Annotated in this window: 22 protein-coding genes and 1 tRNA gene; 15 read left to right on the forward strand and 8 right to left on the reverse strand. The window is 62.3% G+C overall.

The features are described from left to right. Positions 1–619: 619 nt before the first annotated feature. The 5 genes from JQ567_RS00580 to JQ567_RS00600 form a co-directional block, all read right to left on the reverse strand. Positions 620–1,786, reverse strand: a complete 1,167-nt coding sequence (locus tag JQ567_RS00580; protein ID WP_212437005.1) for a Wadjet anti-phage system protein JetD domain-containing protein — start codon at positions 1,784–1,786, stop codon at positions 620–622. Then, positions 1,783–5,406, reverse strand: a complete 3,624-nt coding sequence (locus tag JQ567_RS00585; RefSeq protein ID WP_212437006.1) for an SbcC/MukB-like Walker B domain-containing protein — start codon at positions 5,404–5,406, stop codon at positions 1,783–1,785. The genes JQ567_RS00580 and JQ567_RS00585 overlap by 4 nt, the downstream gene beginning before the upstream one ends. Then, positions 5,403–6,107, reverse strand: coding sequence for a DUF4194 domain-containing protein (locus JQ567_RS00590; RefSeq protein WP_212437007.1), 705 nt, complete (start codon positions 6,105–6,107; stop codon positions 5,403–5,405). The genes JQ567_RS00585 and JQ567_RS00590 overlap by 4 nt, the downstream gene beginning before the upstream one ends. Position 6,108: 1 nt before the next feature. Continuing rightward, positions 6,109–7,407 carry a Wadjet anti-phage system protein JetA family protein gene (locus JQ567_RS00595; RefSeq protein WP_212437008.1) on the reverse strand — a complete coding sequence of 433 codons (1,299 nt, stop codon included), beginning with the start codon at positions 7,405–7,407 and terminating at the stop codon, positions 6,109–6,111. Positions 7,408–7,814: 407 nt separating this feature from the next. After that, positions 7,815–7,904 (reverse strand) — tRNA-Ser (locus tag JQ567_RS00600). A 140-nt stretch (positions 7,905–8,044) separates the two neighbouring features. Here JQ567_RS00600 and JQ567_RS00605 point away from each other — a divergent pair. Beyond that, positions 8,045–8,908, forward strand: coding sequence for an alpha/beta fold hydrolase (locus JQ567_RS00605; protein ID WP_212437009.1), 864 nt, complete (start codon positions 8,045–8,047; stop codon positions 8,906–8,908). A gap of 366 nt (positions 8,909–9,274) precedes the next feature. On the opposite strand, the gene JQ567_RS00610 is transcribed toward JQ567_RS00605, so the two are convergent. Then, positions 9,275–10,411 carry an ROK family protein gene (locus JQ567_RS00610; protein ID WP_212437010.1) on the reverse strand — a complete coding sequence of 379 codons (1,137 nt, stop codon included), beginning with the start codon at positions 10,409–10,411 and terminating at the stop codon, positions 9,275–9,277. Positions 10,412–10,775: 364 nt separating this feature from the next. Between JQ567_RS00610 and rplU the strand changes: the two genes are divergently transcribed. The 3 genes from rplU to JQ567_RS00625 all read left to right on the forward strand — a co-directional run bounded on the left by rplU (position 10,776) and on the right by JQ567_RS00625 (position 12,324). Then, the gene (rplU, locus tag JQ567_RS00615; RefSeq protein ID WP_212204208.1) at positions 10,776–11,249 is read left to right on the forward strand and encodes a 50S ribosomal protein L21; all 474 of its coding nucleotides are present in this window, start codon (positions 10,776–10,778) and stop codon (positions 11,247–11,249) included. A 90-nt stretch (positions 11,250–11,339) separates the two neighbouring features. Further along, a complete protein-coding gene (gene rpmA, locus JQ567_RS00620) occupies positions 11,340–11,609 on the forward strand; it encodes a 50S ribosomal protein L27 (RefSeq protein WP_192739055.1) in 270 nt (89 codons plus the stop codon). 124 nt (positions 11,610–11,733) lie between these two features. Continuing rightward, on the forward strand, positions 11,734–12,324 hold the full coding sequence (locus JQ567_RS00625) for a GNAT family N-acetyltransferase (RefSeq protein ID WP_212437011.1): 591 nt from the start codon (positions 11,734–11,736) through the stop codon (positions 12,322–12,324). Positions 12,325–12,495: 171 nt separating this feature from the next. Here the strand turns inward: JQ567_RS00625 and JQ567_RS00630 are convergent, their stop codons facing one another. Then, positions 12,496–13,410 (reverse strand): DMT family transporter, encoded by a 915-nt coding sequence (locus JQ567_RS00630; protein WP_212437012.1) that lies wholly within the window; start codon positions 13,408–13,410, stop codon positions 12,496–12,498. 284 nt (positions 13,411–13,694) lie between these two features. Between JQ567_RS00630 and JQ567_RS00635 the strand changes: the two genes are divergently transcribed. From JQ567_RS00635 to JQ567_RS00650, 4 genes are all read left to right on the forward strand, one after another. Further along, on the forward strand, positions 13,695–14,174 hold the full coding sequence (locus JQ567_RS00635) for a MaoC family dehydratase (protein WP_212437013.1): 480 nt from the start codon (positions 13,695–13,697) through the stop codon (positions 14,172–14,174). 311 nt (positions 14,175–14,485) lie between these two features. Next, positions 14,486–15,544, forward strand: a complete 1,059-nt coding sequence (gene obgE, locus JQ567_RS00640) for a GTPase ObgE (RefSeq protein ID WP_212204199.1) — start codon at positions 14,486–14,488, stop codon at positions 15,542–15,544. Between the two features lie 80 nt (positions 15,545–15,624). Beyond that, the gene (locus JQ567_RS00645) at positions 15,625–17,250 is read left to right on the forward strand and encodes an alkaline phosphatase family protein (protein ID WP_212437014.1); all 1,626 of its coding nucleotides are present in this window, start codon (positions 15,625–15,627) and stop codon (positions 17,248–17,250) included. Between the two features lie 15 nt (positions 17,251–17,265). After that, a complete protein-coding gene (locus tag JQ567_RS00650) occupies positions 17,266–17,949 on the forward strand; it encodes an ankyrin repeat domain-containing protein (RefSeq protein WP_212437015.1) in 684 nt (227 codons plus the stop codon). 56 nt (positions 17,950–18,005) lie between these two features. Here JQ567_RS00650 and JQ567_RS00655 read toward each other — a convergent pair whose 3' ends face one another. Further along, entirely contained in the window at positions 18,006–18,974 is a 969-nt protein-coding gene (locus tag JQ567_RS00655; RefSeq protein WP_212437016.1) for a Bug family tripartite tricarboxylate transporter substrate binding protein, read from the reverse strand. A 143-nt stretch (positions 18,975–19,117) separates the two neighbouring features. Here JQ567_RS00655 and proB point away from each other — a divergent pair, with 143 nt between their 5' ends. From proB to JQ567_RS00690, 7 genes are all read left to right on the forward strand, one after another. Then, a complete protein-coding gene (gene proB, locus JQ567_RS00660) occupies positions 19,118–20,260 on the forward strand; it encodes a glutamate 5-kinase (RefSeq protein ID WP_212437017.1) in 1,143 nt (380 codons plus the stop codon). A gap of 125 nt (positions 20,261–20,385) precedes the next feature. Further along, positions 20,386–21,678 (forward strand): glutamate-5-semialdehyde dehydrogenase, encoded by a 1,293-nt coding sequence (locus JQ567_RS00665; protein WP_212437018.1) that lies wholly within the window; start codon positions 20,386–20,388, stop codon positions 21,676–21,678. A 49-nt stretch (positions 21,679–21,727) separates the two neighbouring features. Continuing rightward, complete coding sequence (locus JQ567_RS00670) at positions 21,728–22,354, forward strand: nicotinate-nucleotide adenylyltransferase (RefSeq protein WP_212437019.1); 627 nt, start codon at positions 21,728–21,730, stop codon at positions 22,352–22,354. Positions 22,355–22,591: 237 nt separating this feature from the next. Beyond that, positions 22,592–22,948: a ribosome silencing factor gene (gene rsfS / locus JQ567_RS00675; protein ID WP_212437020.1), complete on the forward strand. Its 357-nt coding sequence runs from the start codon at positions 22,592–22,594 to the stop codon at positions 22,946–22,948. A 102-nt stretch (positions 22,949–23,050) separates the two neighbouring features. Further along, positions 23,051–23,533, forward strand: coding sequence for a 23S rRNA (pseudouridine(1915)-N(3))-methyltransferase RlmH (rlmH, locus tag JQ567_RS00680; RefSeq protein WP_212437021.1), 483 nt, complete (start codon positions 23,051–23,053; stop codon positions 23,531–23,533). Positions 23,534–23,674: 141 nt separating this feature from the next. After that, positions 23,675–24,997 (forward strand): murein hydrolase activator EnvC, encoded by a 1,323-nt coding sequence (locus JQ567_RS00685; RefSeq protein ID WP_212437185.1) that lies wholly within the window; start codon positions 23,675–23,677, stop codon positions 24,995–24,997. Next, a complete protein-coding gene (locus JQ567_RS00690) occupies positions 24,994–26,355 on the forward strand; it encodes a S41 family peptidase (RefSeq protein WP_212267728.1) in 1,362 nt (453 codons plus the stop codon). The genes JQ567_RS00685 and JQ567_RS00690 overlap by 4 nt, the downstream gene beginning before the upstream one ends. The last annotated feature ends 168 nt before the right edge of the window (positions 26,356–26,523 follow it).

Raw genomic sequence — 26,523 nt, forward strand, 5'->3', positions numbered from 1 at the left:
ACCGCCTTGTCCGACAAGGATGCTGGCCGTTGCAGGCAGTCCCGTATGCTTTTCAACGAAACGCATCGCAACGGAACGCAAATTCGCGTTCCCGCAGCGCGTTGCGCCCGAGGTTTGCAGGTAATCTTCGCACCTCTCGAAATGAGAGGGCGCAGGGAATGCCGGATGCGCGCTGCACCCGCGGTCTCGTGTGCGATTGTGCATAAGAATGCTGCACACGAGCATACAGGGCAGCGGAGGCAATCCGACATTCCCTGCGCAATGGCTTTACGGCTTATAACGCGCTCTCCCCGGTGAGACGGCCTCTATTGCCACCGTCACCCCTCGGAAGCGTTAGCTTCTTCAGAGCTTGACGCCGTTACGGGCGCCAGGACCACACGCTTTCGCCGTACGCCTTTGCCGCGACCGTCAATCGCGACATCAGCGTCCACCGCGACCTGCCCCTCGTTGTGACGATGGCCAACGCCCCTCTGAGTGGGACAGGACGGCTATATATGTGCAGGTGATTTGGGGTGGGAGGGAAGAGGAATATTTTTGATTTCGGGGCTTGACACGACTTCCGAAAATCGGAAGTGATTTGCCCGACGTCGCCTATACGCTTGGTACCAACTTTAGCCATTCATTCTTGATCCATGAATCGTCCGTGTTTTGCTAAAGCGGGGATAAGGACGTCGTCCGCAAAACTGCACCCTGTCGAAACGATTGGTTTCTGGCCGGCCTTCTTAGCCTCTTCTGGCGCATGACCTTCTCCGGCATCGAGGCGAGCAAGCATGGGCGCGTAACCAGGCTGCCATGCTTGGGCAGAAGGGAAATTGGCCCGCAAGCTAGAAAGGATAGCCATGCCCGCATGATCGAGGTCTCCCCAAAACGCAGCATTGACATCAATCTTGCTGTAGAGCGCAGCGTTGAATGCTTGTATCTCAGTTGCATTCGAGATCGAATCCAAACAGTAAAACACTCGCGAACCCAGTGATTTACGTATCCGCCCAGCCGCCCCCATAAATCCGCTGGAATAGATCAGCGCGGCTCCGTCATATGGCGAAGGGCGCTGCTCACGGAGTGCCGCTCCTGCGTCGCGCATCGCGCGCTCAAACGTGGTCCTATTCTCAATGAAGAGCATCCACGAAAACGTTCCCGCGAAATAGACGCTCAAGTGGATCGGCTGCGCCGGATAGGGACATTCTTCCAAATCTAACAACGCCGCAATAAGGTCAGCCCTGTTGTCGAGAACTTTCGACAGCCCCCAAAATGCCCGGCTGGAAACTTCCCGCAAGTATCGGTTTTCCCACCTATCGTGATGATCGCGAATAGAGATCAGACGCTGGAAGACCTCTTCCGCGGATCGTCCAGGTATAATGAAAGGAAGTGCCGCGATGACAGTTTTGGCTTCGCCGCTGAGGTCACTGGATTGTACCAAGCCGCGCCATGCCTCCGAATATTTCTGGCCCGGCCGCGGGCGGCCGTAAAAGACGCGAAGGCGGTCCTCGTTGGCCGGCGTGGCTGATATTTCGAACACGGGTTGACGGTCCTCGCGCGCACCGTGGCGAGCCGCCCGGCGGTATGCGAGAGTTCCAATGCCTGCATCGGCGAGCACGTCAATCACGTGCCATGCGATTTCGCGGTCGGCAATGGTCTCCGCATTGAATATCTCCGGTGCCGTGTTCACGTCGATCGGGATCCTGACGGCGTTCGTCCTATCTTCCGGCCGCGACCTATCAAGCCGATCGAGCGCGCTGCCGAGCAGTCGCTTCGCGAGCGGGTCGGCGAGGGCGGTCTCGGGAGTCATTCTGCCGCTATGCCGACGTCTGTCTTGAGTGGATTCGCGAGTTCGAACTTCGCGGTCACGTCCCGGACCGTGTTGCGGCGGTGCTCTTCGTAGATTTCTGCGATCCGCTCCTGTTCGAGGTCGACTTCGTCGATCCAGGTCTGCGACCCAGCCGTCGGCGCCTTCGAGAAGCTGATGCGCCGATTGAACACGTCCATTAGGGCGGCCATCGACTTGGTCGGCGCGGCGCAAACGAGTTGGAAGCCCATTTCCTTGGTCAAGAAGTCGATGACGCGCCGCGTCCGGGTCTCGTCCATGTTCTTGAAGACCTCGTCCAGGAACAGGGTGCGGAAATGAGAGATCTTCTGTTTCGAGAAGAGCTTGAAGCTCGCCGCGAACACTGCGGCGCGGATGATGTAGAACGGCGTCTCAGCCTCTCCGCCAGATCCCGTTCCCCACGTCGACAGGCCGCGCGGATCGCCGCCTTTCGACGACTTCTCGAAGTCGTATTTCTTGTAATTCCGGTAGTCGGCGATCCGGTTGAGCTCACGCATCGAATGTTCGATGTCGTTGGACAAGAGAAGCAATCGGAGCGCCGCAAGCGTCGCCGCCTCCGCGGGCTCGAAGCCGGCCACCGAGAACAGATCGGCCGGCCCGGCTTCGGTGCGTTCCCGCACGGCCCGGAATAGGTCGAGATACTGGCTGTACTCTTCGCGCAACGACTGCGTCATGAGGATCTTGTCGCCGGAGAAGCTGATGTCCTCCAAGCTCTTGTTGACGACGTCGATGGTCCGGTCCGGTCCCGTCACCCTCTGCAGGATGCGCAGGCAGAAGTTCGACGTGAACGACCTGGTGAACTGCTGTTCCGCCAGGACCAGCTTTTCGCGCTGCTCGACGAGGCCGGTGTCCCGCTGGCGCCTTATCTGGTCGACCACCTGCTCGAACTGGGACCGAAGCCACTCCGTCATGAGTTCGGGCGAGGGAGAGGGGGAAGGATACTGCAGAGCGTGGACAAAGATCTTCTGGTATTCGAGCGCGTCGCGATTGTAGTCGCGAAGCACGTTTTCGGCGGCGTTCTTGGCGTCCTGTGCCCCCGACCGCCGCTCGATGTTGCGGTCGTGGAATGACTTGACCGGCCGTCCGGATTCGATCTCCTGCCGGTATTGAGTTTCGTAGGGCATCTGCTTGATCGGCGGAACGCAGGAGAGCGCAACCCTCCAGTTTTTTTCTGCCCGTTCAGTGTCGGGCGTCAGCTTGTCGATCTCAATGTTTTCGTCGGTCGCTTTTTCATCGGCGATCCGGATGTCACGGTTGAGTTCGCCGACCTTGGGAAGCAAATCATTCTTGCGCTTGGTGAACTCGAAAATCTGTCCCTTGGCTTCAGCAGCCTGCTGCTCCAGATCCGCAATGCTGGAAACGTCGAGGCTTTCGAGTTCCTGAGTCGCGGCATTGAGTTCCTTCCCCGCCGACTGGAACGATCCAACGTCCAAGTCCTGCAGTTCGGCCTGCTTCGCGCGGCCCATCAGGGTGATGGCATTCCTGACGCTCTGTTCGCTGGTCGACTTGGTCTCGATTTCCTTGGTGGTCTGCTCGATCGCAAGAGCGAGAACCTCGGCCTGACGGCGACGAACTTCGATGCCGAACACCAGCTCCTCGTCGGGCTCCGACCTGTTTCGGTAGTTGTATCCCGCGACCGAGACACCGTCCTGGAGCAATCCGCTGCGGACGTCCTTCAGCGCGTCCTCGGTCGCAACACAGACGCTGCGACCGTAACGCGCGGTCAGGTAACCGAGCGCAACCCGGTCGTCGCTCCTGAGCTTGCAGACCAACGAGTCCGGTACGGCGGCGCCCGCATCCCTGAGGGCCCGGCCTATCTGGGCGACCGAGGGGCGGGCGCCGCCGGCATCGCGGTAGGAACGCAGCAACGCGATGACCCGGGTTTCATACTCCGGTTCGTAGAGGATGGCGAACCTGTCGCCGCCAATGAAGCCTTCCACCGCGTTCTGCCATGACGGGTCTTTCATCTCGACGACGTCGCAGAGTATGCGTGGCTTCGCCTCGGGCAGAACCCGAGCCAGGTGCGCGACAAATTCCGAGACGCCGCGCGGATAGTTGGTGCGGCCGGACGCCAGCGCCTGACGCTTAGTCTCGCTCTCGCTGCGCTTCGTTCTCAGCAAGTCCAGTTGCTGGCGCAACCTGTCGTGGGCGAGGAGGAACGTCTCGGCGACGGCGTCGATTTCAGTGGTCCAGCCTGAACCGACGGCGGCGTCGATCGCTACGATGGCTTCCTGGAGGCTGGCGGCGGCGCCGCCGTCGAGTCCATCCTTTACGGCGCGGAAGTGCCCTTCGATTTCAGGCGGGTGAACCCCGTCGATCTTCTCCCCGACCGCGGAAAGCCTTATCGCAGCATCGCGCAGGTCGTCGATGCCCGAGCAAGCGGATATCGATTGCCGGATCACGTTCCGGGCGGCGCTCAACGTGAGGGTGGCGCTCCGCAGCTTCTGCTCGAAGCTTCGGATCGTGTCGCCGCTTCGAGCGATCCGGTCCTGAATGCCTAGTCGGATGCGATGGACGTCGCTGTCGTTGATGCGTGTCTTCAGCCGTTCCCAGGCGTCGTTGTGGAGCGCGGCCTGGGCGTCGCAATGGACGATTTCTTTGTTAATCTCGCCGAGAACGGCGGTGGCCCTCTCTTTCGCGTCGAGAGCTTCGTTGCGGCGGTTGACGGCGTCCTGCAGCTGCCTGGCGGCTTCGAGTGCCGCAAACATCCACTCCTCGATGAAGTGTTTCGCGCCCTCGTTCAGATATCCGTTGGCCTCCTCCAGAAGGCGGACGTTGTTCTCCATCCGCTCGGCCTGGTGTCGCAGGTTCGAGACGTCGGTGATCGTGGTCTTGAGAGTCTCGATCATCCTGGCGTTGTCGTCGGGCTCCAGGATGTCCTCGCGGATCAGTGCGTCGATGTCGTCAGGCTGCCGGTAGGCGATCGAGTTGACGAAGGCGCGCATGCAGCCTTCCGCCTCGCGCCGGTCTACCGGGGAGGACTGTCCCTTGAGGGTCGCGTAGAGACGACAGACGTATTCGGTCTTTGTGCTGTAGTCGCGAACGGAATCCCTACCGAACTTCTTGCGAAGGGCGACAAGAAGCTCGTTGACCGGAATGACCTCCTCGGTCCCGTCGACGATCCTGATGAGGTCGGCCGCGCCGATCTTGGCGCCAAAGACGATGATCCGGACGTCTTCCAGCGATTTGAAGACAGGCTGGTTCGCCAACCTCTCGAGCCGCGCTTCCGTGCCCACGATGGCGGTGAACGGCTGGCCCGCTCCGTCGTCCCTCCCGTCCGGCTCGAAGTAAAGGCCGGCATAGCCGTGGGCGCCGTGCTGGCGGTGCGGCTCGGCGCTGTCGTCGGCGCCAAGGACGTAGGACGCGATCGTCCGCTTCGTCTTCTTGCTCGACGAAGTCTCGCTTTGGGCCGAATTGTATTTGGCGAACCGCAACTCGTTTCCCGTCATCACACCGATCACGGCATCGATGAACGAGGATTTTCCCGCGCCCGTTTCGCCGCCGAGTAATACGATCTCGGCAAGTTGCACGTCGCCGATCGGGAGCTGGCCCCAGTTGACGGTCGTCACCTCCTTCATGATCATCCGGCGGCATCCATTTCCATGTCGTCGATGCCCGCCGGGGACTCCGTCACGTCTTCCGAATTGTCGCTGGACTGCTGGATCGAGGCGACCGCGGCAGCTACCGCGCTGTCGTAGACCAGCGAGGCGATCTCCGGCCGGATGCTGATGACGGCATCTTCGTCCTTGAGTTCATCGATGTTGAATTCGGCGACGCCGTGCTTCTTCAGCTTCATGAAGATCGCCTTGCGATGCGAGTCTGCGGCCGGCAGGTCGACCTTGAAGTTGACCTTCATGGCCGTGACGAATTCCGTCACCCTGACGGCGACCCGGCCCCCGGGACCTATCCTGCGTTCTACGATGAGTTCGTCGTAGAGCAGTTTCAGGGTCAGCAGGGCCGCCGTGAAGTCCTTGTGAACGGCTCCCTTCAATTCACGCCGGATCTCGATCTCCTCGCCGATATCGGGCAGGCCGATATCGCGCGCGCCGAACGGCTGGAGACGAAAATGCGAGGTGCTGGGATCGTGAAACAACGACGCGCCGTAGACGAACGCGAGCACATCCTGGATCTCGTCCTGGCACCGTTGGGCGACCATATAGAGAGCACGGTGCCGTACGCCGTCATCGCGCGAAAGAAAGCCGCGGCTGATGAGGAGGGCGTTCACCGCCTGGAACTCCTCCAGCTTGACGTTCTTGGTCTTCAGTCGGTCCTGGATCGACTTCATCTCAAGCCCTCTGCGAGATCTTGTGGTCGACGGTGCGAAATACGCCGTTAGAACGGCGTTCCTCTCCCAGCGAGACCGTCAGGCCGGTCTCCGCTCCGAGGCTCCGGACAATCTCGACGGCGGACATTGCAGCGAGCAGTTGGCGGGCATCTCCGACGGGCAAATGCGTCACCGAGGTCGATCCGCCATTGGCCAGCACGGCGGCATGGACGCGGCTGACCACCTCCTTGGCCGGCACCGCGAAGGCCGCGGTCATGGCGTTGCGGATGTCCGCCGCCAGCATTTCCTCCCGCGTACGGTGCTTGCGGACGATCGCGGTCGGCGTCCGTACCCGATCGGCGCGGTCCGCTATCTTTAGGTCTGCCGGATCGATCAGATCGGCGCGCTGCGGGAACAGGTGGTGGAGCATCTCGCGGCAGATTTCGTCGCGCTCCTCGTCGCCGGCTGCCGCGAACATGCCGGCGAACCTGATCAGCGGATCGTCATTGCCGACGGCGCTCAGCTTGATCAGTCTGCCGATGAGGATCGCGTAGTTGGTCGAAAATTCACCCACGACCCGATGGAGCTCTTCGTGCTTGATGTCCCGGGTCGACTCGACGACCCTGCGGATCCTCGCCAGCATCCAAGTGTGCAGCCGCTCGCCGTTGGCTTCCTCCTCCAGCGCGGGATGCTCCTCCATCATCTTTCGGTCCGCCGCCTCCAACACCGCGGGATTCATCGACGCTATGCTTTCGGTCAGGTCGACGATGTCGGAGGCGTGGTTGTAGATGTTGTCGCTGTCGAAGTAGCGCGAGGCGCGCTTATCGAAATCGTTCACGCCCAGCATGTATCCGACGAGGGCCTCCTTCGATGTCGAGAAGGAGTGGCCCATGATGCGGCGCTGGTGCTCGGTGAAGAGATCGGAAACCTGGCAGACGTCGTCGAAGATGGTCGAGGCGTACTCGTAGGCGTCGACCAGATATTCGTGGTTGCCTTCCTCGGAGAAGGCCTTCAGCGCCCCCTTGCAGGCCCGTACGCTGCGCTGGCGCGCAACCGACGTCTTGCGCCGGGTGTCCGCGAACATCTTGGCGATCCGCTTGCCCTCCGGCGTGAAGCGCCAGAGCACCTTGAGGTAGGCGGAGTCGTTGTATTCCTCGATCATGCCGAAGCGCTTCAAGCGCTTACGAACCTTGTCGGCGTAGTCGCGATCGTCACCGGCTCCGTCGAGTTCCTCGTCACCTTCCTCGCCGGAAAAGATCAAAGACCGGTTCTTATCCAACGCGTCCACGATGATTTCTGTCAGCGCGAGCCGGTCCAGCACGATCTCATAATCGGCATTCACCCCGAGCGTGCGTTCGTAGATTTCCGTAGCCACCTCGAAAAACACGGCGCGATGCCTGCCGGTAAAAGGCCGGAAAATATCGACGCGGGCCTTGGACAGGAAATGATCCGGCATGAAACGGGTCTGAGCCTCGGTCGATTATTTTATGCACAAATGGTAATTATAAGCTGCAAATGAAGCTATCGTCCACCACCGGACGAGCCGACGAAGCCTGGAATTGCGAGACGCAGTAGTTCTGGGATTGACCTACAATCAAAGCTTCATCTGTTCGACGCCCTTGAGGGCGGCAGTCAGCTGGCCTTCAACGCGAAAAACGGCCAAATCGCACGGGCAACAACCATCTATTCCGCTCCGGCGGGCTCTGTGGCTGAGATTCGCAGACTGTATGGCGGAGAGGGAGGGATTCGAACCCCCGATAGGCTTGCACCTATGCCGCATTTCGAGTGCGGTGCATTCGACCACTCTGCCACCTCTCCAGGCGCCATTTCGGGGTGATTCCTCGAGGCCCCGCGGTCGGGGCGAGTTCTAGGCGAGGACGGCGGGCCAGACAAGGCGCGGGGGCAAGATTTTCGCTGGTCCCCAAGCGGACCCAGGACCTGAAAAAAGGAGCCAAAAAATGGAGCATTTGACGATTCGCGCCAATGGCGCCGCGTTCCATGTCGCCCGCGCCGGGAAAGGGCAACCGCTATTATTGCTGCACGGCTGGCCCGAATTCTGGCTGACCTGGGAGCCGGTCATGGCGCGGCTCGCCGATCGCTTCACGCTTTATGCGCCCGACCTGCGCGGTTTCGGCGACAGCGACAAGCCCAATGGGCCGCACGGTCCCGATCAGCACGCCACGGATATGCTGGCGCTGATGGACGCGCTCGGCCTCGAGCAGGCCGGCATTGTCGGCCACGATGTCGGCGGCGGGCTGATGCAGCCGATGGCGCGCGCCGCGCCGCAACGCATCGCCGGACTGTTCTTCTTCGACTTCGTCCATCCCGGCATCGGGCCGCGGATGGCGGAGCCGGACCGGCTGAACAACATCTGGTACCAGTCGTTCAACCAGCTGGAGATCGCACCCATGCTGATCGGCGCCAGCCGCGAAAGCTGCCGCGCCTATATCGGCTATTTCCTGAAACACTGGAGCCATCGCAGCCAAGCGTTCGACGACGTGCTCGAAGCTTTCGTCGACAACTTTCTGAAGCAAGGCAACCTCGCCGGCGGCTTTGCGTATTATCGCGGCGCGCATGCCGGGCGGATCCGCATGCTGAAGGGCGAGGCGCCCAGGCTGGCACCGATCGATCTGCCGACCTGCGTTCGCTGGGCAGAACACGACCCGCTGTTTCCCTACGCCTGGACCGATCGGCTCGGCGAGACTTTTTCAAATCTCGATCTTGCGATGTTTGAAGGCGTCGGGCACTTCGCGCATCGCGAAGATCCCGAGCGCGCGGCATCCGAGATCGCGGCGTTCTTTCAGCGCATCGGCTGGAAATGACTCTTTTTTTGACGCATTTTCTTCACGCGAACCGGTACCCACTTCGCTCGAAAACGCTATGAGTGGAAATCGAGATATAAGGTGGGGCCGCCAGACGCGACAAAACACTGGCGGCCCCGTGCCGCTACTTTGAAATTCTGGCCGGGAAGTGCGGCTTCGCCGGTCAGCTGGAGCGACGATTTGACGGTAGCGGCGCGCGCGGAAAGGGCAACGCGATCCCGGTCTTAACCTAACCAGTCAACCTTACCGCGCGCCGACGGAACTCTCATCGCGCGCAGCGCTGGAATCGGAAAGATCGCTCCGGCCCCTTGTTTTCAAGGGTTTTGCGCGATGCGCGCCGGTATTAACCGCACTCGAACGCGCCTGTTAATCTTTACCCTTCTTTGCTTTCTTGTCGTCCTTGTCGCTGTCGCCCTTGTCTTTGGCCTTTTCGCCCCTGCCGTTTTCTTTCCTGCGATTGGTGAAGCGCGCATTGCCGAGACCGGTACCGATGGTCAGCACGCCCCATCGTTCGACATCCTGCATGTAAGGGACCTCGGAAAGCCCCTGCACGACGCCGTCATTATGCATCAACACCGCCGTGTCGTGATCGCCGATCATCGGTATAGCCTCCACGAGACTTTCCGGCAGATTGAATTTGCTGCTCTGCCAATTGCCCGGCAGATTCTGTGCGCCTTTTTCGATCGAGCCATCCCCGTTGATCACACCGGGACAGGCAATGCCGATGAAAGGCGCCAGCTTGTGGCCCTCTGTTTCAGCCTCGGCGATCAGATCCTTCAGCATCTTGACCAGCCGTTTTACCGCGCCCTCGCGCGTCGGCTCGTCGTCGGCATGCCGCCACAGTTCGGACTTCCACACCTCGGCCTTCGAAAGATCGGGCGTCTTCTTCCAGCGCGTCTCGACCACGCCGCAGCGGATGTTGGTGCCGCCGATGTCGACGCTCAGGATGCTGTCATAGCCCTCGAAAATCCATGACGGCGCCAGGTGCAGCGCGCCGATCAGGCCGGCGTCATCCGGATGAAAACGGATCGGCACCAGATCGACGTCATACTCCTCGGCCTTGAGGAGAATCCCGGCGCGGGCGATCGCGAGTTCGCCGACCCGGCTTTGCCGGAATCCGCCACCGACCACGATGCGCTCGGTATCAGCCCAGGCCTTGGTCTTGAGGAAGCGCCCCGTCACATAGGCCAGTTCCTGGGCAAATTCCTCGATCGCGCCGTGCACCAAAGCCGCGGCAGCGACATCCTCACCCACCAGCACCTCATCGAGTTCGCCCTTGGGAATTTCGCCGGAAGATTTCTTGCCGAGCGGGTCGTCGCCGTTTTTCTTCAGCGGCTTGCGCAGCCCCTCCAGTATCTCGCGAAACGCGCCCTTGCTGGCGCGGTCACCGAGGAACCCGTCATCGTCCTTCAGCTCTATATTGAAGCTGTCGACCTCGACGGACGGCAGACGGCCTGCGCCGTGGCGGGCGATGCCCGTTGTTGTGACCGTGTCTTCTGCCATTTTTGCCCTAGCCCAACCGGATTTCGGTGACACAACGGGCGGGGAACCCATTGGTTTCACTTGGGTGAGTGGCCAATCGCGAATGGCGAGCAGCGAACAGGCCGCCCTGTTCGCCGTTTCCTGAACCAAATCCTTCATTTGGCCCGGTTTTTGGGCTCCTTTGCCTTGACTCGGGGCTGCCAGCGGCTATAAGTCCCGGCATCCGGCGCGGGATTTCTCGCGCCGCTTGTTTTTGCGCGAATTTGAGGGCTCACGCCCCGACCGTGCGAAAATCGTACCCATAACGACTGACCAAAAAGCCGACCCGGACATGACCCTATGGGGAGACGTCCGAGGCCGGGATCGAACACGAAGGAATAAAACGATGTTCGCAGTCATCAAAACCGGCGGCCGGCAATACCGGGTCGTTCCGAATGATGTACTCGAGATAGGCAAGATCGCCGGCGACGTCGGCACGATCGTGCAACTTGGCGAAGTTCTGGTGCTCGGCGGTGACACGCCGGTGCTGGGCGCGCCCACCGTGGCCGGCGCCTCGGTCGCGGCAGAAGTGCTGGACCACAAGCGCGGCCCCAAGGTGATCGCGTTCAAGAAGCGCCGCCGCAAGAATTCGCGCCGCAAGCGCGGCTATCGCGACGAGCTCACGGTGCTTCGCATCACCGAGATCCTGGCCGATAACGCCAAGCCTTCGATCGGCCCGCGGCCGAAGAAGGAAAAGGTCGTCGCGGCGCCCGCCGAGGGCGACGAGGCACCGGCGGCCAAGAAGGCGCCCGCCAAGAAGGCTGCGGCAAAGCCCGCCGCAAAAAAGGCTCCGGCCAAGAAGGCCGCAGCCAAGAAGTGATATCAGCGCATCAGGATTTGATGCGTGACAAAGCGTGAAATGATTCCGTCAAGGAATTGATCTAGATTACGGCGAAGTTGGAGACGGGCCATGGCTCACAAAAAAGCAGGCGGTTCATCGCGGAACGGACGTGATTCAGCGGGCAAGCGCCTTGGCATCAAGGCGTATGGCGGCGAGCACGTGATCCCCGGCAACATCATCGCGCGTCAGCGCGGCACCACCTGGCATCCCGGCCTTAATGTGGGCATGGGCACCGACCATACTCTGTTCGCCAAGATCGAAGGTCACGTCGAGTTCCGTGCAAAAGGCAATGGCCGCACTTTCGTATCGGTTGTTCCGATGGCGGAGGCGGCCGAATAGACGGTGGACAACATGAGTCCGCCGGGTCCTGTTGAACCGGCGGAGTCAAATAAGGCTCCAAGGGGAGGCGGGAAACCGGCCTCCCTTTTTGTTTGCGTATGTTTTCGCATTTCAGGAGCCCGACATGTTGCAGGACATCCCGACCCCGACATTGCGTGAAGCGAGTCCATGCGTCCTCGAGACCGAGCGGCTGACCTTGCGCCGGCCGACGCTCGCGGACGTAAAAGCGATTGCGTACCTCGCCAACGATCGCCGCATTGCGGAAAACACCCGCCGCCTGCCGCATCCGTACTCAAGGGATCACGCCGTCGAATTCGTGCGCGCGTTGGCCGGCGGTGGCCGCGCGACCGTGTTCCTGATCGAGAACAACCATTCGCCGCTCGGCATGGTCGGCATCGACTGGCGCGAGCAGGACGCACCGGAACTCGGCTATTGGCTTGGCGTCGAGCATTGGGGCCAGGGCTTTGGCACCGAAGCTGCGCGCGCGGTGATCGATTTTCACTTCGAGGAATTCGATGCCGAGCACCTGATATCAGGCGCCCGCGTCGCCAACCCCTCCTCGCGCAACATCCTGGAGAAATGCGGCTTCCAGTGGAGCGGCGTCGAGCTGCATCGCTTCGAGGCGCTGGGATCGTCGACCCCGGTCGATCGTTTTCGTCTGTCGCGCAGCGTCTGGTCGTCGCTGAAGAATTGGGGCACTTCGACGCGGCGGTAGCGGTGGCTCGTGCCACAACAACAACAAATGTCGTCCCCGCGAAAGCGGGGACCCATAATCCCGGTCGTCTGTTGTTCAGCCGGATGTCGCTCCAGCCTTCGCAAAGTTGACATCGGTGGCTATGGGTCCCGGCTCAAGGCCGGGACGACAGCAGTATTTGTTTCGCGCCTCTTACGCCGGCGGATTAACCACCGTCTCCTCACGCCCCAGCTTCTGCTCGCGCAGGAAGATGTAAAGTCCGGCGCCAATGATGATCGCGGCACCTACGATGGTCGCCGGTGACGGCACGTCCCCCCACACCACGAAGCCGAAGATCACCGCCCACACGATCATCGAATATTGATAGGGCACCACGACGCTGGCCGGCGCCAGTTTCAGTGAGCGGTTGACGCATAGCAGCGCGCACACCGAAATAATGCCCGCCGCGGCAAACAGGCCGAGGCTGCCGGGCGACGGCGTCACCCAACCAAACGGCGACATCACCGCGCCGAGCAGGAAGGTGCCGGCGAATTGCGATGACGCCAGCACGATATCCGGCGTCGCCCGCAGCGAGCGCGTGATCAGCATCAGCAACGCGAATGAAAAGCTGCCGGCGAGCGCGATCATTGCGGGCCAGCTCACGGTCTGTGCCGACGGCCGCAGCGCGATCAATACGCCGGCGAAACCGATCAGAATGGCGGTCCAGCGCCGCCAGCCGACGCGCTCGCCCAGCACCAGCCCGGACAGCGCCGTGACGAAAATCGGCGCCGCCAGATAATAGGTGATGACGTCGGCGAGCGGCAGATAGACGGTCGCGATAAAGAAGGCGGCAACTTCCAGCGTGGAGAGCGTTACCCGGAGCAATTGCAGCCAGGGCCGTTCCAGGCGCGTGAATTCGGCGCGCTGCTTCCATATGATCGGCAGCAGCACCAGGAGCGCCGCGCAGGCGCGCAGCCACAGCAATTGCCCGACCGAATAGGTCGCGACCATGAACTTGCCGAGCGCGTCGCCGAACGAGAACATGAAGATCGACAGCAGCATCAATCCGATGCCGGCCAGCCGCGCGGAACGCTCGTCATAGGTGGATGGTTTTGCGAAGAGGCTCATCGATGAATTCGGCGTTTCCCGACATGGCCGGACAAAAGTGCGAAGCGCGTCTTTACGCTAAGGCCCGGCCACCCACGTCTTTTTTGTTGCTGCGATGTTTTAAAGACGTAGACGCCGCGGATGTCCAGAGCATCAGCGCTACACCGCAGGACCCAGACGCAAAATCGCGAAAACAACCCCATGCAAAGTAGGGGCCCGACTCGCAGCAGCCGAATGAACCAATTGTCGCAGCTTGATCGCTGCGCTACCGGTATCCCCGCCAACTAAATCGGCAGGAACCCGCCATGACCGACTTCGATCCCGCATTGCACCGCATGGTCAGCGAACAGCGCTGGTTCGAGGATTTCAAGCTCGGCGAGCGCTACGTGATCCCGAGCCGAACCCAGACCTCGGCCGTGTTTGCCGCGTTCCAGACCGCGAGCGGCGATACCCACCCGATCCACTACGATGTCGAATATTGCCGCAGCCGCGGCATGCCGGACCTGCTCGCACATGGATTCCAGACCCTGGTTCACACCGCGCCGGGCGCCGGGCTGTTTCCTTACATTGTCGAGGAGTCGCTGATCGGATTTCTCGAGCAGTCGAGTCGGTTCCTCAAGCCAGTCTATGCCGGCGATACCATCTATCCCGCGCTTGAAGTAACCGAACTGGTCCCCGGCCGCACCACCGGCGTGGTGACGCTGCGCTCGAGCGTGTTCAATCAGCGCAAGGAGCTGGTGCTCGAGGGCATGCAGAAGTTTTTGATCCGCAAGCGGCCGACCTGATTGCGTCTCATTCGATCACCCCACGCCCCGATGTGAGCTGGTTGGCGCGATATCACGCCTGAGGGTCCGGAATATCGCCCAAGGCCTCAAAATGGCCCGAAAATTAAGGCTTTTCGCCAATGTTTGATGGCTTGAGGGTTGCCGCAGCGGCCCCCCTGCCTTACCTAGTACCTATTCTGCACCGATTGATCGGAACGAGGCTCCAGCGCTCGTTTGACGCGTTTACCGCAGATAAGTCGACGCAATCTGCGTAAACTTGATTGCATCGCGATCCGCTGCCCAATTCGCTCGAAAACACCATAGAAGCCATTATGAAATTCCTTGACGAAGCAAAGGTCTATATCCGCTCCGGCGACGGCGGCAACGGCTGCGTGGCGTTCCGCCGCGAGAAGTTCATCGAGTTTGGCGGCCCTTCCGGCGGCAATGGCGGCCGCGGCGGCGATGTCGTCATCGAAGTGGTCGACGGTCTGAACACGCTGATCGACTATCGCTATCAGCAGCACTTCAAGGCGCAGAAGGGCACCAATGGCATGGGCAAGGACCGCCATGGCGCCAACGGCAAGTCGATCGTGCTCAAGGTGCCGGTCGGCACGCAGATCTTCGATGAAGATCGCGAGACCCTGATCCACGACTTCACGACGCTCGGCGAAAAATTCGTGCTGGCCGAAGGCGGCAATGGCGGCTTCGGCAATGCGCATTTCAAATCCTCCACCAACCGCGCACCGCGCAACGCCAATCCCGGCCAGGAAGGCGAGGAACGCTGGATCTGGCTGCGGCTGAAGCTGATCGCGGATGCCGGTCTCGTCGGCCTGCCCAATGCCGGCAAGTCGACCTTCCTCTCGGTCGTCAGCGCCGCAAAACCAAAGATCGCGGACTATCCCTTCACCACATTGCATCCGCAGCTCGGCGTCGTGAATGCGCAGGGCCGTGAATTCGTGCTGGCGGATATTCCGGGCCTGATCGAGGGCGCGCATGAAGGCGCCGGCCTCGGCGACAGATTCTTGGGCCATGTCGAGCGCTGCCGCGTGCTGCTGCATCTGATCGATGCGACCTGCGAACATGCCGGCAAGGCCTACAAGACGGTCCGCACCGAGCTCGATGCCTATGAGGGACATCTCGCCGAGAAGATCGAGATCGTCGCGCTCAACAAGATCGATGCCGTGACGCCGGACGAGCTGAAGAAGCAAAAGGACCGGCTGAAGCGCGCGGCAAAGAAGACGCCGCTGCTGATCTCGGCGGTGACCGGCGAAGGCATGCCGGAAGCCCTGAAGGCGCTGGTCGAGGTGATCGGCGAGGCCCCGGTTTCGCTGAAGGCCAAGGGCGGCGCGGCACAGGCCGAGCCCTGGACCCCGGCGACGCCGCAGGGCTGAAGTTTGCGGCTCAAGGCGGTTTGCAATCGGTCGTTCGATATTGCAGCATCGGACGATTGGAATCGTACCCTGTGTGAAGCATGCCGCAGCCCAAGAACGTCCTCTGGATCATGTGCGATCAGCTTCGCTATGATTATTTGGGCTGTACCGGCCACCCAACGCTGACCACGCCGAACATCGATGCGATGGCGAAACGCGGCGTGCGCTTTTCAAAAGCCTATGTGCAGTCACCGATCTGCGGCCCCTCGCGCATGTCGTTCTACACCGGCCGCTACATGCGCTCGCACGGCTCGCACTGGAACGGCTGGCCGCTGCGGGTGGGCGAGCCCACGCTCGGCGATCACCTGAACAAGATCGGCGTCCGCAACGTGCTGGTCGGCAAGACCCATATGGCGCCTGACATCGAAGGCCTGAAGGCGCTCGGGATCGCACCGGATTCCATCATCGGTGTGCATGTGTCGGAATGCGGTTTTGAGCCCTATGAACGCGACGACGGTCTGCATCCCGACAACCGGCCCCGCCCGCGTTACGACAATTATCTGCGTGAGCAGGGCTATGAGGCCACCAATCCCTGGGAACATTGGGCCAATTCAGGCGCGGATGACGACGGCTCGCTGCAGAATGGCTGGCTGTTGGTGCACGCAGACAAGGCCGCGCGCGTCCCGGAAGAACATTCCGAGACACCTTACATGACGCGCCGCGCGATGGATTTCATCACGGAAGCCGAAACGGACGGACGTCCCTGGTGCCTGCATCTGTCCTATATCAAGCCGCATTGGCCATATATCGCCCCCGAGCCCTACGCCAGCATGTACAGCGCCGCCGACATCTTGCCGGCGGTTCGTTCGGAGAAGGAGCGCCAGGAAGCCCATCCGGTGTTCGCCGCCTATATGGACATGCGCTACTCCCGCAACATGGCGCGTGACGAGGCGCGGGAAAAAGTCATCCCGACCTATATGGGCCTGATCAAGCAGATCGACGACCAGATGGGCGTGCTGATGCAGTTCCTGGAGAGCCGCGGCCTGCTCGACACCACGATGATCGTGTTCACCTCGGACCATGGCGACTATCTCGGCGACCACTGGATGGGCGAGAAGGATCTGTTCCACGATCAATCCGCCAAAATTCCGCTGATCGTGATCGATCCGTCACGCGAGGCCGACGCGACGCGCGGCACTGTCAGCGACGCGCTGGTCGAGGCGATCGATCTGGCGCCGACCTTCATCGAATATTTCGGCGGCGAGGCGCCGGATCATATTCTCGAAGGCCGCTCCCTGATGCCGCTGCTGCACGGCGCAGCACCCGCCGATTGGCGCAAGGTGGTATTTTCAGAATATGACTACTGCATGCAGGACGTTCGGCTGAAGCTGAACCAGCCGATCGAGCAATGCCGCCTGTTCATGGCGTTCGACGGCCGCTGGAAATATGTTCAGGCCTCAGGCTTCCGCCCGATGCTCTACGACCTCGAAAGCGACCCGCAGGAATTCGTCGATCGCGGCGAAGACCCCTCATGCGCTGACGTGATCGCGCGGCTGCAAGCGGCGCTGTTCGACTGGGCGCTGCATCCCAAGATGCACATCACCACGCCGAACGCGAAGATCGCCGCCTACGCGGAGAACCAGCTTCAGGTCAAGAACGGCGTCCTGATCGGCATCTGGGACGAAGCGGAATTGGCCGCGATCCGCGCGCGGATCGCCGCGCGATAGCGGACGGAGCCCCTCATGCAGCATGTCCTCGCCGCTCTGCTTCTAGCGCTCGCGAGCGTCCTGCCCGCCTCTGCCCAGATTGCCCCGACCGAGACGGAAGTGCGTGCCTATAGCGGCCTGCATGCCGCAGCCGCCCGCGGCGACGTCGCCGGGATCGAACAGCGCATCGCCTCAAATGAAAACAAGGAAGCAGTCGACAGCCGGCAACGAACGCCGCTGCACGTCGCGGTCTACCTGAAAAAGCACGATGCCGCGCGCGCCCTGATCCGGCTTGGCGCCGATCCGAACAAGCTTGAAGCCGACCGTTACGACATCATCACGTTCGCGGCGGTCGCCAACGATTTGCCGATGCTCCGAATCGCGATCGAGGGCGGGGGCAACCCAAAGGCCGTCACCAGCCGCTACGACGGCACGGCCCTGATCGCGGCAGCTCATCTTGGCCATGCTGAAGTGGTGCGAATGCTGATCGACGCGAAGGCACCGCTGGATCACGTCAACAATCTGAAATGGACCGCGCTGATCGAATCCATCGTGCTCGGCGACGGCGGCAGGAACCACACCGAGACGCTGCGCGCCCTGGTCGAGGCCGGCGCCGACATCAATATTCCCGACGGCAGTGGATCGACACCGCTCAAGCTCGCGCGAGATCGCGGCTATCGCGAGATGGTGGCCATCCTGGAAAAGGCCGGAGCGAAGTGAGGGTAGGCCCCTGAACGAGTCCTCGGGCCGATATCCATACGCGTCGGTCGCAGACCTCAATTTGTGATCTTGTAGCCGGTTGCCTTCACGATCGGCTGCCAGAATGCGGTGTCGGCGGCGAGCCTTTGCGTCAATTCCTCCGGTGTCGAGCCGACCGGGATCAGCATTATCGCGAGCAGCTTCTCCTTCACGTCCGGCTTCGTCAGCACCTCCGCAACCGCGGCGCTGACCTTTTTCGCGAAGTCGGGCGGGCTGCCCGCCGGCAGCCACATGCCGTACCAGGCATCGGCCACCAGATCGACGCCGCTTTCCTTCAGTGTCGGAATGTCCGGCAAGAACGACGAGCGCGTGGCACTGGCAATCGCAACGATCTTTAGTCCCCCGTCGCGATGCTGCGCGATCGCATCTGACACTGTCGTGATACCGAACGGTAAATGGCCGCCAATCAGGTCGTTCACGATTAACGCGGAGCCGCGGTACGGCACCTTGGTCATCGAAAGGCCGAGCACCTGCTCGAGCTGCCAACCGGTGAAATGCGGGATGTTGCCGCTGCCCGGCACGCCATAGGTCGCCTTCGCAGGGTTTGCCTTCAGCCAGGCCACCAGTTCCTTGAAATCCTTGACACCAATCGCGGAGCTCGCCGCGATGGCAAACTCGAAGCGAACAAGTTGCGATACGGGCACGAAATCTTTCGCCGCATCGAAGCTTGGCGCGGTCTCGACCATCGGTAGCAGATACATGGTGGGACCGGTGGTTACGAGAATGGTGGCGCCGTCGGGGCTCGCGCCCTTCACTGCCCGGATACCGATCAACCCGTCGCCCCCCGTACGGCTCTCGACAATCACGTTGCGATCGAGCGCAGGCCCGAGATATTGCGCGACCAGGCGGCACAGCGCATCGCCGCTGCCGCCGGCGGCAAACGGGAAGATGATCTTCGTCAGCGGGCCGGACTGGCCAAATGCCTCGCCTGAGCGCACGGCCCATGACAGTCCAGCACATCCCGCCAAAAACGACCGACGATCCATTTATCTTCCCCCCGCAATATTTGCCCCATTACACCAGACTGCGGCCACCATTGAAACATAGCTCATACGGTGCCGGGTCGCTTGCACCGGCCCCCGTCCTGCTGCAAAACAGCCCCCTTCCATAGCGTTCGAAGACCTGATCCATGGCCCGCCCCGCGCTCAAGAATTTTCGCCGTATCGTCGTCAAGGTCGGCTCGTCGCTGCTGATCGATTCAGACGCCGGCGAGGTGCGCTCGTCCTGGCTATCAGCGCTGGCCGCCGATATCGCCAAGCTGCATGGCCAGGGCCGCGACGTGTTGGTGGTTTCGTCGGGCTCGATTGCGCTCGGACGCAGCCGCCTCAAGCTGCCGCGCGGGCCGTTAAAACTGGAGGAAAGCCAGGGCGCGGCGGCGGTCGGACAGATCGCGCTGGCGCGAATCTGGTCGGAAGTGCTCGGCCATCACGGCATCGGGGCCGGGCAAATTCTGGTGACGCTGCAGGACACCGAGGAGCGCCGGCGCTACCTCAATGCCCGCTCTACCATCGCCAAACTGCTGGAATGGCGCGCGGTGCCCGTGATCAACGAGAACGACACGGTTGCCACCAACGAAATCCGCTATGGCGACAATGACCGTCTCGCCGCGCGCGTCGCCACCATGGCGAGCGCCGATCTGCTGATCCTGCTGTCCGACATCGACGGCCTCTACGACGCGCCGCCCAGCGCCAATCCCAACGCCAAACTGATTCCGATCGTGGAATCCGTCACCTCGGAGATCGAGGCGATGGCGGGGGCCGCCGAATCCGAACTGTCGCGCGGCGGCATGTACACCAAGATCGAGGCCGCGAAGATCGCGACCACCGCCGGGACGCACATGCTGATCGCGTCGGGCAAGATCGAACACCCCCTCAAAGCCATCGCCGACGGCGGCCGCTGCACCTGGTTCCTGACGCCGGCCAATCCCGTCACGGCGCGAAAACGCTGGATCGCGGGATCGCTGGAGCCAAAGGGCACGCTGACCATCGACGCCGGTGCGGTCACCGCGTTGCGCGCGGGAAAAAGCCTGTTGCCGGCCGGCGTGATCCGGATCGACGGCCAGTTCGCCCGCGGCGACGCCGTGGTGGTGCGCGGCCCGGATACCCATGAGATCGGCCGCGGCCTCGTCGCCTACGACGCCGAGGACGCCGAAAAGATCAAAGGCCGCTCCTCGCCGGATGTAATGGCCATTCTGGGCATCAGCGGCCGGGCTGAGATGATCCACCGCGACGACCTGGTGGTGGGGCCTGCCGGGGCCATTCCGGCCAAATAGGCCATTGGCCGAGCGACCCCGGCCCGTACTGCGAGCCCCCATGCCGGTTCCGTACCTCGCAAATGCGGGATTTCCGTGCTACGACATGGCCTTAACCTGATACCTGACGTCTACCTGGGACCACCATGACTGCGCCGCTGAAAGCCATCGACGGCAACGCCGATTTACCCGCTTTGATGACCGAACTCGCTTCCCGCGCGCGCGCTGCTGCGCGGGTGCTGGCGCTCGCCTCGCCCGAACAGAAAAACCGGGCGCTCGACGCTATCGCATCCGCGATCCGCAGCCATGCGCCTGATATCCTCGCCGCCAATGCCGAGGACGTCGCGGAAGTGCGCAGCGGGGGCGCGACCTCGGCCTTCATCGATCGCCTGACGCTGACGCCGGCCCGGGTCGAGGCGATGGCCGAGGGTGTCGCGACCGTGCGTGGGATTGCCGATCCGATCGGCGCCGTCACCGAAAGCTGGCAGCGCCCCAACGGCATGACCATCGAGCGCGTGCGGGTGCCGCTCGGCGTCATCGCCGTGATCTTTGAAAGCCGCCCCAACGTCGCCGCCGACGCCGGCGTGCTGTGTCTGAAATCCGGCAATGCCGTGATCCTGCGCGGCGGCTCCGACAGTTTCCGTTCCTGCCGCGCCATCCATGATTGCCTGGTGCAGGGTCTTCGCGAAGCCGGTCTGCCCGAGGCCGCGATCACACTGGTGCCGACCCGTGATCGTGCGGCCGTCGGCTTGCTGCTGACCGGCTTGAACGGCGGCGTCGACGTGATCGTGCCGCGCGGCGGCAAGAGCCTGGTCGCGCGCGTCGAAGCCGAAGCGCGCGTGCCGGTGTTCGCGCATCTCGAAGGCGTCAATCACGTCTATGTCGATCACACCGCCAAGCTCGAAATGGCGAAGTCGATCGTGCTCAATGCCAAGATGCGCCGCCCCGGCGTTTGCGGGGCCGCCGAGACCTTGCTGGTCGATCGCGCCGGCGCGTCTGTCAGCCTCAAGCCGCTGGTCGAAATGCTGATCGATGCCGGCTGTGAAGTGCGCGGCGACGCCGCCGTGCAGCGCGTCGACAGCAGAGTGAAACCTGCGTCCGACGAAGACTGGGACACCGAATATGAGGACGCGATCATCGCGGCAAAGGTGGTCGATGGGCTCGATGACGCGATCGCGCATATCCGGAATCACGGCTCGCACCACACCGATGCGATCGTGACGGAGGACGCCGATGCCGCCGAGAAATTCCTCAACGAGGTCGACTCAGCGATCGTGCTGCACAACGCATCGACGCAATTCGCCGATGGCGGCGAATTCGGCTTCGGCGCCGAAATCGGCATAGCCACCGGCAAATTCCACGCCCGCGGCCCTGTCGGCGCCGAGCAACTGACCAGTTTCAAATATCGCGTCCGCGGCACCGGGCAGACGCGGCCGTGACCCCAACAACGCTTTCGAGCAAACCCCCGCGCGCGCAGTGGCGGCATTGATGCCGCCGCAATCCGCTTCGCAAGCGATCCCGTTCCACACCAACGGCATGCGCGTTGGCCTGCTCGGCGGCTCGTTCAATCCGCCGCACGCGGCGCACCGCGCCATCAGCCAGTTCGCGCTGAAGCGTCTGAAGCTCGATCGCGTCTGGTGGCTGCTGACACCGGGCAATCCGCTGAAGGATAATGGCGGGTTGCATGACCTGTCCGAACGCGCCGATGCCGCGCGCAGGGTCGCCGACGATCCGCGCATCGATATCAGCTGTCTCGAAGCTGTCATTGGCGTCAGATACACTGTCGATACGATCATCCATTTGCGGCGCCGCGTCTCCGGTGTGCATTTTGTCTGGATCATGGGCGCTGATAATCTTGCGCAGTTCCATCGCTGGAAGGATTGGCGGCGCATCGCGTCCGAGGTGCCGATCGCTGTGATCGACCGCCCCCCACAGAGTTTCCGGGCGCTTGCCGCCCCTGCCGCCCAGGCGCTGGCGCGCTACCGCCTGCCCGAGAATCAGGCCGCCCGGCTGGCGGATCAGCATACCCCCGCCTGGGCTTTCCTCACCGGCATGAAACTGAACCTGTCTTCGACCGGCCTTCGGAACTCGGACGGAAGCTGGAGGACGAAGTGAACCTTGAAAGTCGGCCTTGGGGCTCACTGGAATATTGAAACCGTTAACCCCACATGCCTAATATAGCCCGTGGGCGCCAAGGATTCGGCGTTCGCGATACAGTGAAAGGAATGGTCCCTGGCCACATCTGTATTGTCCAAGTCTGTTTTGCCCAAGGTTTCCAAGACTGCTGCAAAGGCGACTCCTGCAAAGCCTGCTGCAAAAACCGCCCGCAAAACATCGACCAAAGCTGCGGCCTTGAAGGCGCAACCCGACGCCGACAAGACGCTGAATATGATCCTCTCCCGCCTCGACGATATGAAGGCGGAAGAAACGGTCACCATCGACCTTCGCGGCAAATCTACCTTTTCCGACTACATGATCGTCACCACCGGCCGGGCCAACCGGCACGTCGGCGCGATCGCGGAAAACGTCACCAAGGCCCTGAAGGAAACCGGCATCAAAGGCATTCACGTCGAGGGCTTGCCCAATTGCGACTGGGTGCTGATCGATTCCGGCGATGTGGTCGTGCACGTATTCAGACCCGAGGTGCGTGAATTCTACAATCTGGAAAGGTTGTGGACGCAAAACCCGGCGGCGGCTGAGGCGATCTGAGTTCGTGAAGCCGATGCGAATCGGCTGCAGCGCATGTCGCGTGCGCGCGCCGTTGGCGCGCGAGTGAACGATTTGACGCTTTTTCGGCGCGGCACGCTTTGAATGAAGATCGTCGTCGTTTCAATCGGCCGGCTGAAACAGGGCCCGGAGCGGGAACTGGCCGAACGCTATCGCGAGCGCTTCGAGGACATCGGCCGCAAGCTCGGCTTTCGCGGCCTCGAGATTCATGAAATTCCGGAAAGCCGCGCGCGCGACGCCGCGACCCGGATCGCCGAAGAGGCGGCTGCGATTTCAGCGCTGATCCCGGAGAAATGCGTGCTGGTGGCGCTCGACGAACGCGGCAAGAGCATCGACAGCGCAAGCTTCGCCCAGCAGCTCGGCCGCTGGCGTGACGAAGCGGTCGCCAACACAATTTTCACAATCGGCGGCGCGGACGGACTTTCGCCCGATTTGCAGCGCAGAGCCAAACTGCGCATTGCGTTCGGCTCGGCGACATGGCCGCATCAAATGGTCCGCGTCATGCTTCTGGAACAGATTTACCGGGCCGCGACGATTCTGTCGGGCCACCCCTATCACCGCGCTTAGGCACGGTAGCGTGAATAGAGAGCGCTGAATAACTGGATGCACACAACACGGGACATTCAAATACGCCCTGACGCCATCGGCCATGATGGTCCGTTGGCGTCGCGTGTTCCGCTTTGCGTCGTGCTGTTGTCTGCAAGCCTGATGGGTCTTTCGATTTCACCGGCGGCCGCGCAGGTGACGGCGCCCGCACAGCCGGCACCATCCCAACAATCGCCTGCCCAACAATTGCCTGCCCAACAAGCCGCCGCGCCTTCTCCCGAAGCGATCAAGGAACGCGAGCAGGAACTGGAAGCCGCGCGCGAGCAGCAGAAGAAGGCCGCCGAGCTGCAGCAGAAGCTTAAAGCCGATATCGCAGCGATCGGGCAGGATCGCAGCAAGCTCAACGCCCAACTGATCGACATCGCCGCCCAGGTGCGCGGCGTGGAAACGCGCATCGGCGACGCCGAAGCGCGGCTGCGTCCGCTCGACAGCCGTGAGCAGCAGATTCGCGGCTCCCTCGACTCGCGCCGCGCCGAGATCATCGAGGTGCTGGCGGCGCTGCAGCGTGCCGGACGGCGCACTCCGCCGGCGCTGCTGGTCCGCCCGGAAGACGCGCTGCAATCGCTCCGCACCGCCATGCTGCTCGGATCTGTTGTGCCCGAGCTCCGCGGTCGCGCGGAAAGATTGGCCAACGATCTCGGCGAACTCGTCGCGCTCCGCAAGACCATCGCCACCGAGCGCGATGCGCTGGCGCTCGACCGTGACAAGTTGAAAGACGATCAGGTCCGGCTCGCGGCGCTGGTCGAGGAGCGCCAGCGCAAGCAGAGCGCGATCGAAAAGGACATGGAAGCGGAAGGCGCCCGCGCCATCACGCTGTCCAAACAGGTCGACAGTTTGCAGGGCCTGATCGCCAAACTGGAGCAGGACCTGAAAAGCGCCGCCAAGGCGGCCGCCACCGCCAGCCTGAAGGGGGCCCCGGTGACCCCCGGCGGCAAGCCCAATCTGGGGGCACTGAAGGATCCTGCCCGGCTCAGCCCGGCGATCGCCTTTGCCTCCGCCAAGGGATTATTCGCCCTGCCGGTCAATGGCCGCAAGATTCGCGATTTTGGCGGTTCCGACGGCGCGGGTGGCGTGGAAAAAGGCATTTCCTTGGCAGCCCGGGCCGGCGCCCAGGTCACAACCCCGTGTGACGGCTGGGTTGTCTACGCCGGGCCCTTCCGCAGCTACGGACAACTCTTGATCCTCAATGCCGGTGGCGGGTATCATGTCCTGATCGCCGGGATGGAGCGCATTTCGGTTAACATCGGCCAGTTTGTACTTACGGGGGAGCCGGTCGCGACCATGGGATCGACATCCCAGGTTGCATCGATTCTCGCCACCACCGCGAGTCAGCCCGTGCTCTATGTTGAGTTCCGTAAGGACGGCACTCCAATCGATCCAGGCCCATGGTGGGCCGCAAGTGAAGGCGAAAAGGTTCGCGGATGATGCGCAAGACTTCAGTAATTCTCCTCAGCGCCGCCACCGGCGCAGCATTGACGCTCTTCGTGACGCAGCCTCGTTCTGTGCTGATGGGATCGGTCGCGCGTGCGGCGACCTCGGACACCTATCGCCAGCTCAATCTGTTCGGCGATGTGTTCGAGCGCGTGCGCAGCGACTACGTCGAGAAGCCAGACGATTCCAAGCTGGTCGAGTCCGCCATCTCGGGCATGCTGGCCGGTCTCGATCCGCATTCCAGCTACATGGACGCCAAGAGCTTCCGCGACATGCAGGTGCAGACCCGCGGTGAGTTCGGCGGCCTCGGCATCGAAGTCACGATGGAAGACGGCCTGATCAAGGTCGTGTCCCCGATCGACGACACGCCGGCGTCGAAGGCCGGCATCATGGCCAACGACATCATCACCAATCTCGACGACGAAGCCGTGCAGGGTCTCACCCTCAACCAGGCCGTCGAGAAGATGCGCGGGCCGGTCAACACCAAGATCCGGCTCAAGATCATCCGCAAGGGCCAGGACAATCCGATCGAAGTCACGCTGGTGCGCGACAATATCCGCGTCCGTTCGGTGCGCGCCCGCGTCGAAAGCGAAGATATCGCCTATATCCGCATCACGACCTTCAACGAACAGACCACCGAGGGCCTCAAGCGCGAGATCGGCAATCTGACGAATCAGATCGGCGCCGACAAGCTGAAGGGCTTCATCATCGACATGCGCAACAATCCCGGCGGCTTGCTGGAGGAAGCGGTGACGGTTTCCGACACCTTCCTCGAGCGCGGCGAGATCGTCTCGACCCGCGGCCGCAATGCCGAGGAAACCCAGCGCCGCGCTGCGCATGTCGGCGACCTGACAAAGGGCAAGCCGGTGATCGTGCTGATCAACGGTGGCTCCGCCTCCGCTTCCGAAATCGTGGCGGGCGCGCTGCAGGACCACAAGCGCGCGACGCTGATCGGTACCCGCTCGTTCGGCAAGGGCTCGGTCCAGACCATCATCCCGCTCGGCAGCGGCAACGGCGCGCTGCGTCTGACCACCGCGCGCTATTACACGCCGTCGGGCAAATCGATCCAGGCCAAAGGCATCGTTCCCGATATCGAGGTGCTGCAGGACGTCCCCGACGAGCTGAAGTCGCGTACCGACACCAAGGGCGAAGCCTCGCTCCGCGGCCATCTGAAGAACGACGGCGACGAGAAGACCGGCTCGCAATCCTACGTGCCGCCGGACGCCAAGGACGACAAGGCGCTGAAGACCGCGGCCGACCTGCTGCACGGCATCAAGTCCACCGCCACCGCGGCGCCCGCGACCGGCGACAAGGCGGCGATCGACAAGCCCGCCACCAAGGCTGCTAACTGATCGAACCCAAGTCTGATCGAACCTAAGTCAATTCCCGTGAAAAGGGCGGCCTTCGGGCCGCCCTTTTTGTTGCCGGTCCCAACTCCCCCCGCGCCATCCCGGGGTGGACGGCTTTTGAGCGGGTCGCGAGCGCTCGAATCCGGTCCATCGTGGTATCGTCGGCGTGGT

Origin of the sequence: Bradyrhizobium sp. AUGA SZCCT0431 (genome assembly GCF_018131065.1) — a bacterium.
Lineage (GTDB): Bacteria > Pseudomonadota > Alphaproteobacteria > Rhizobiales > Xanthobacteraceae > Bradyrhizobium.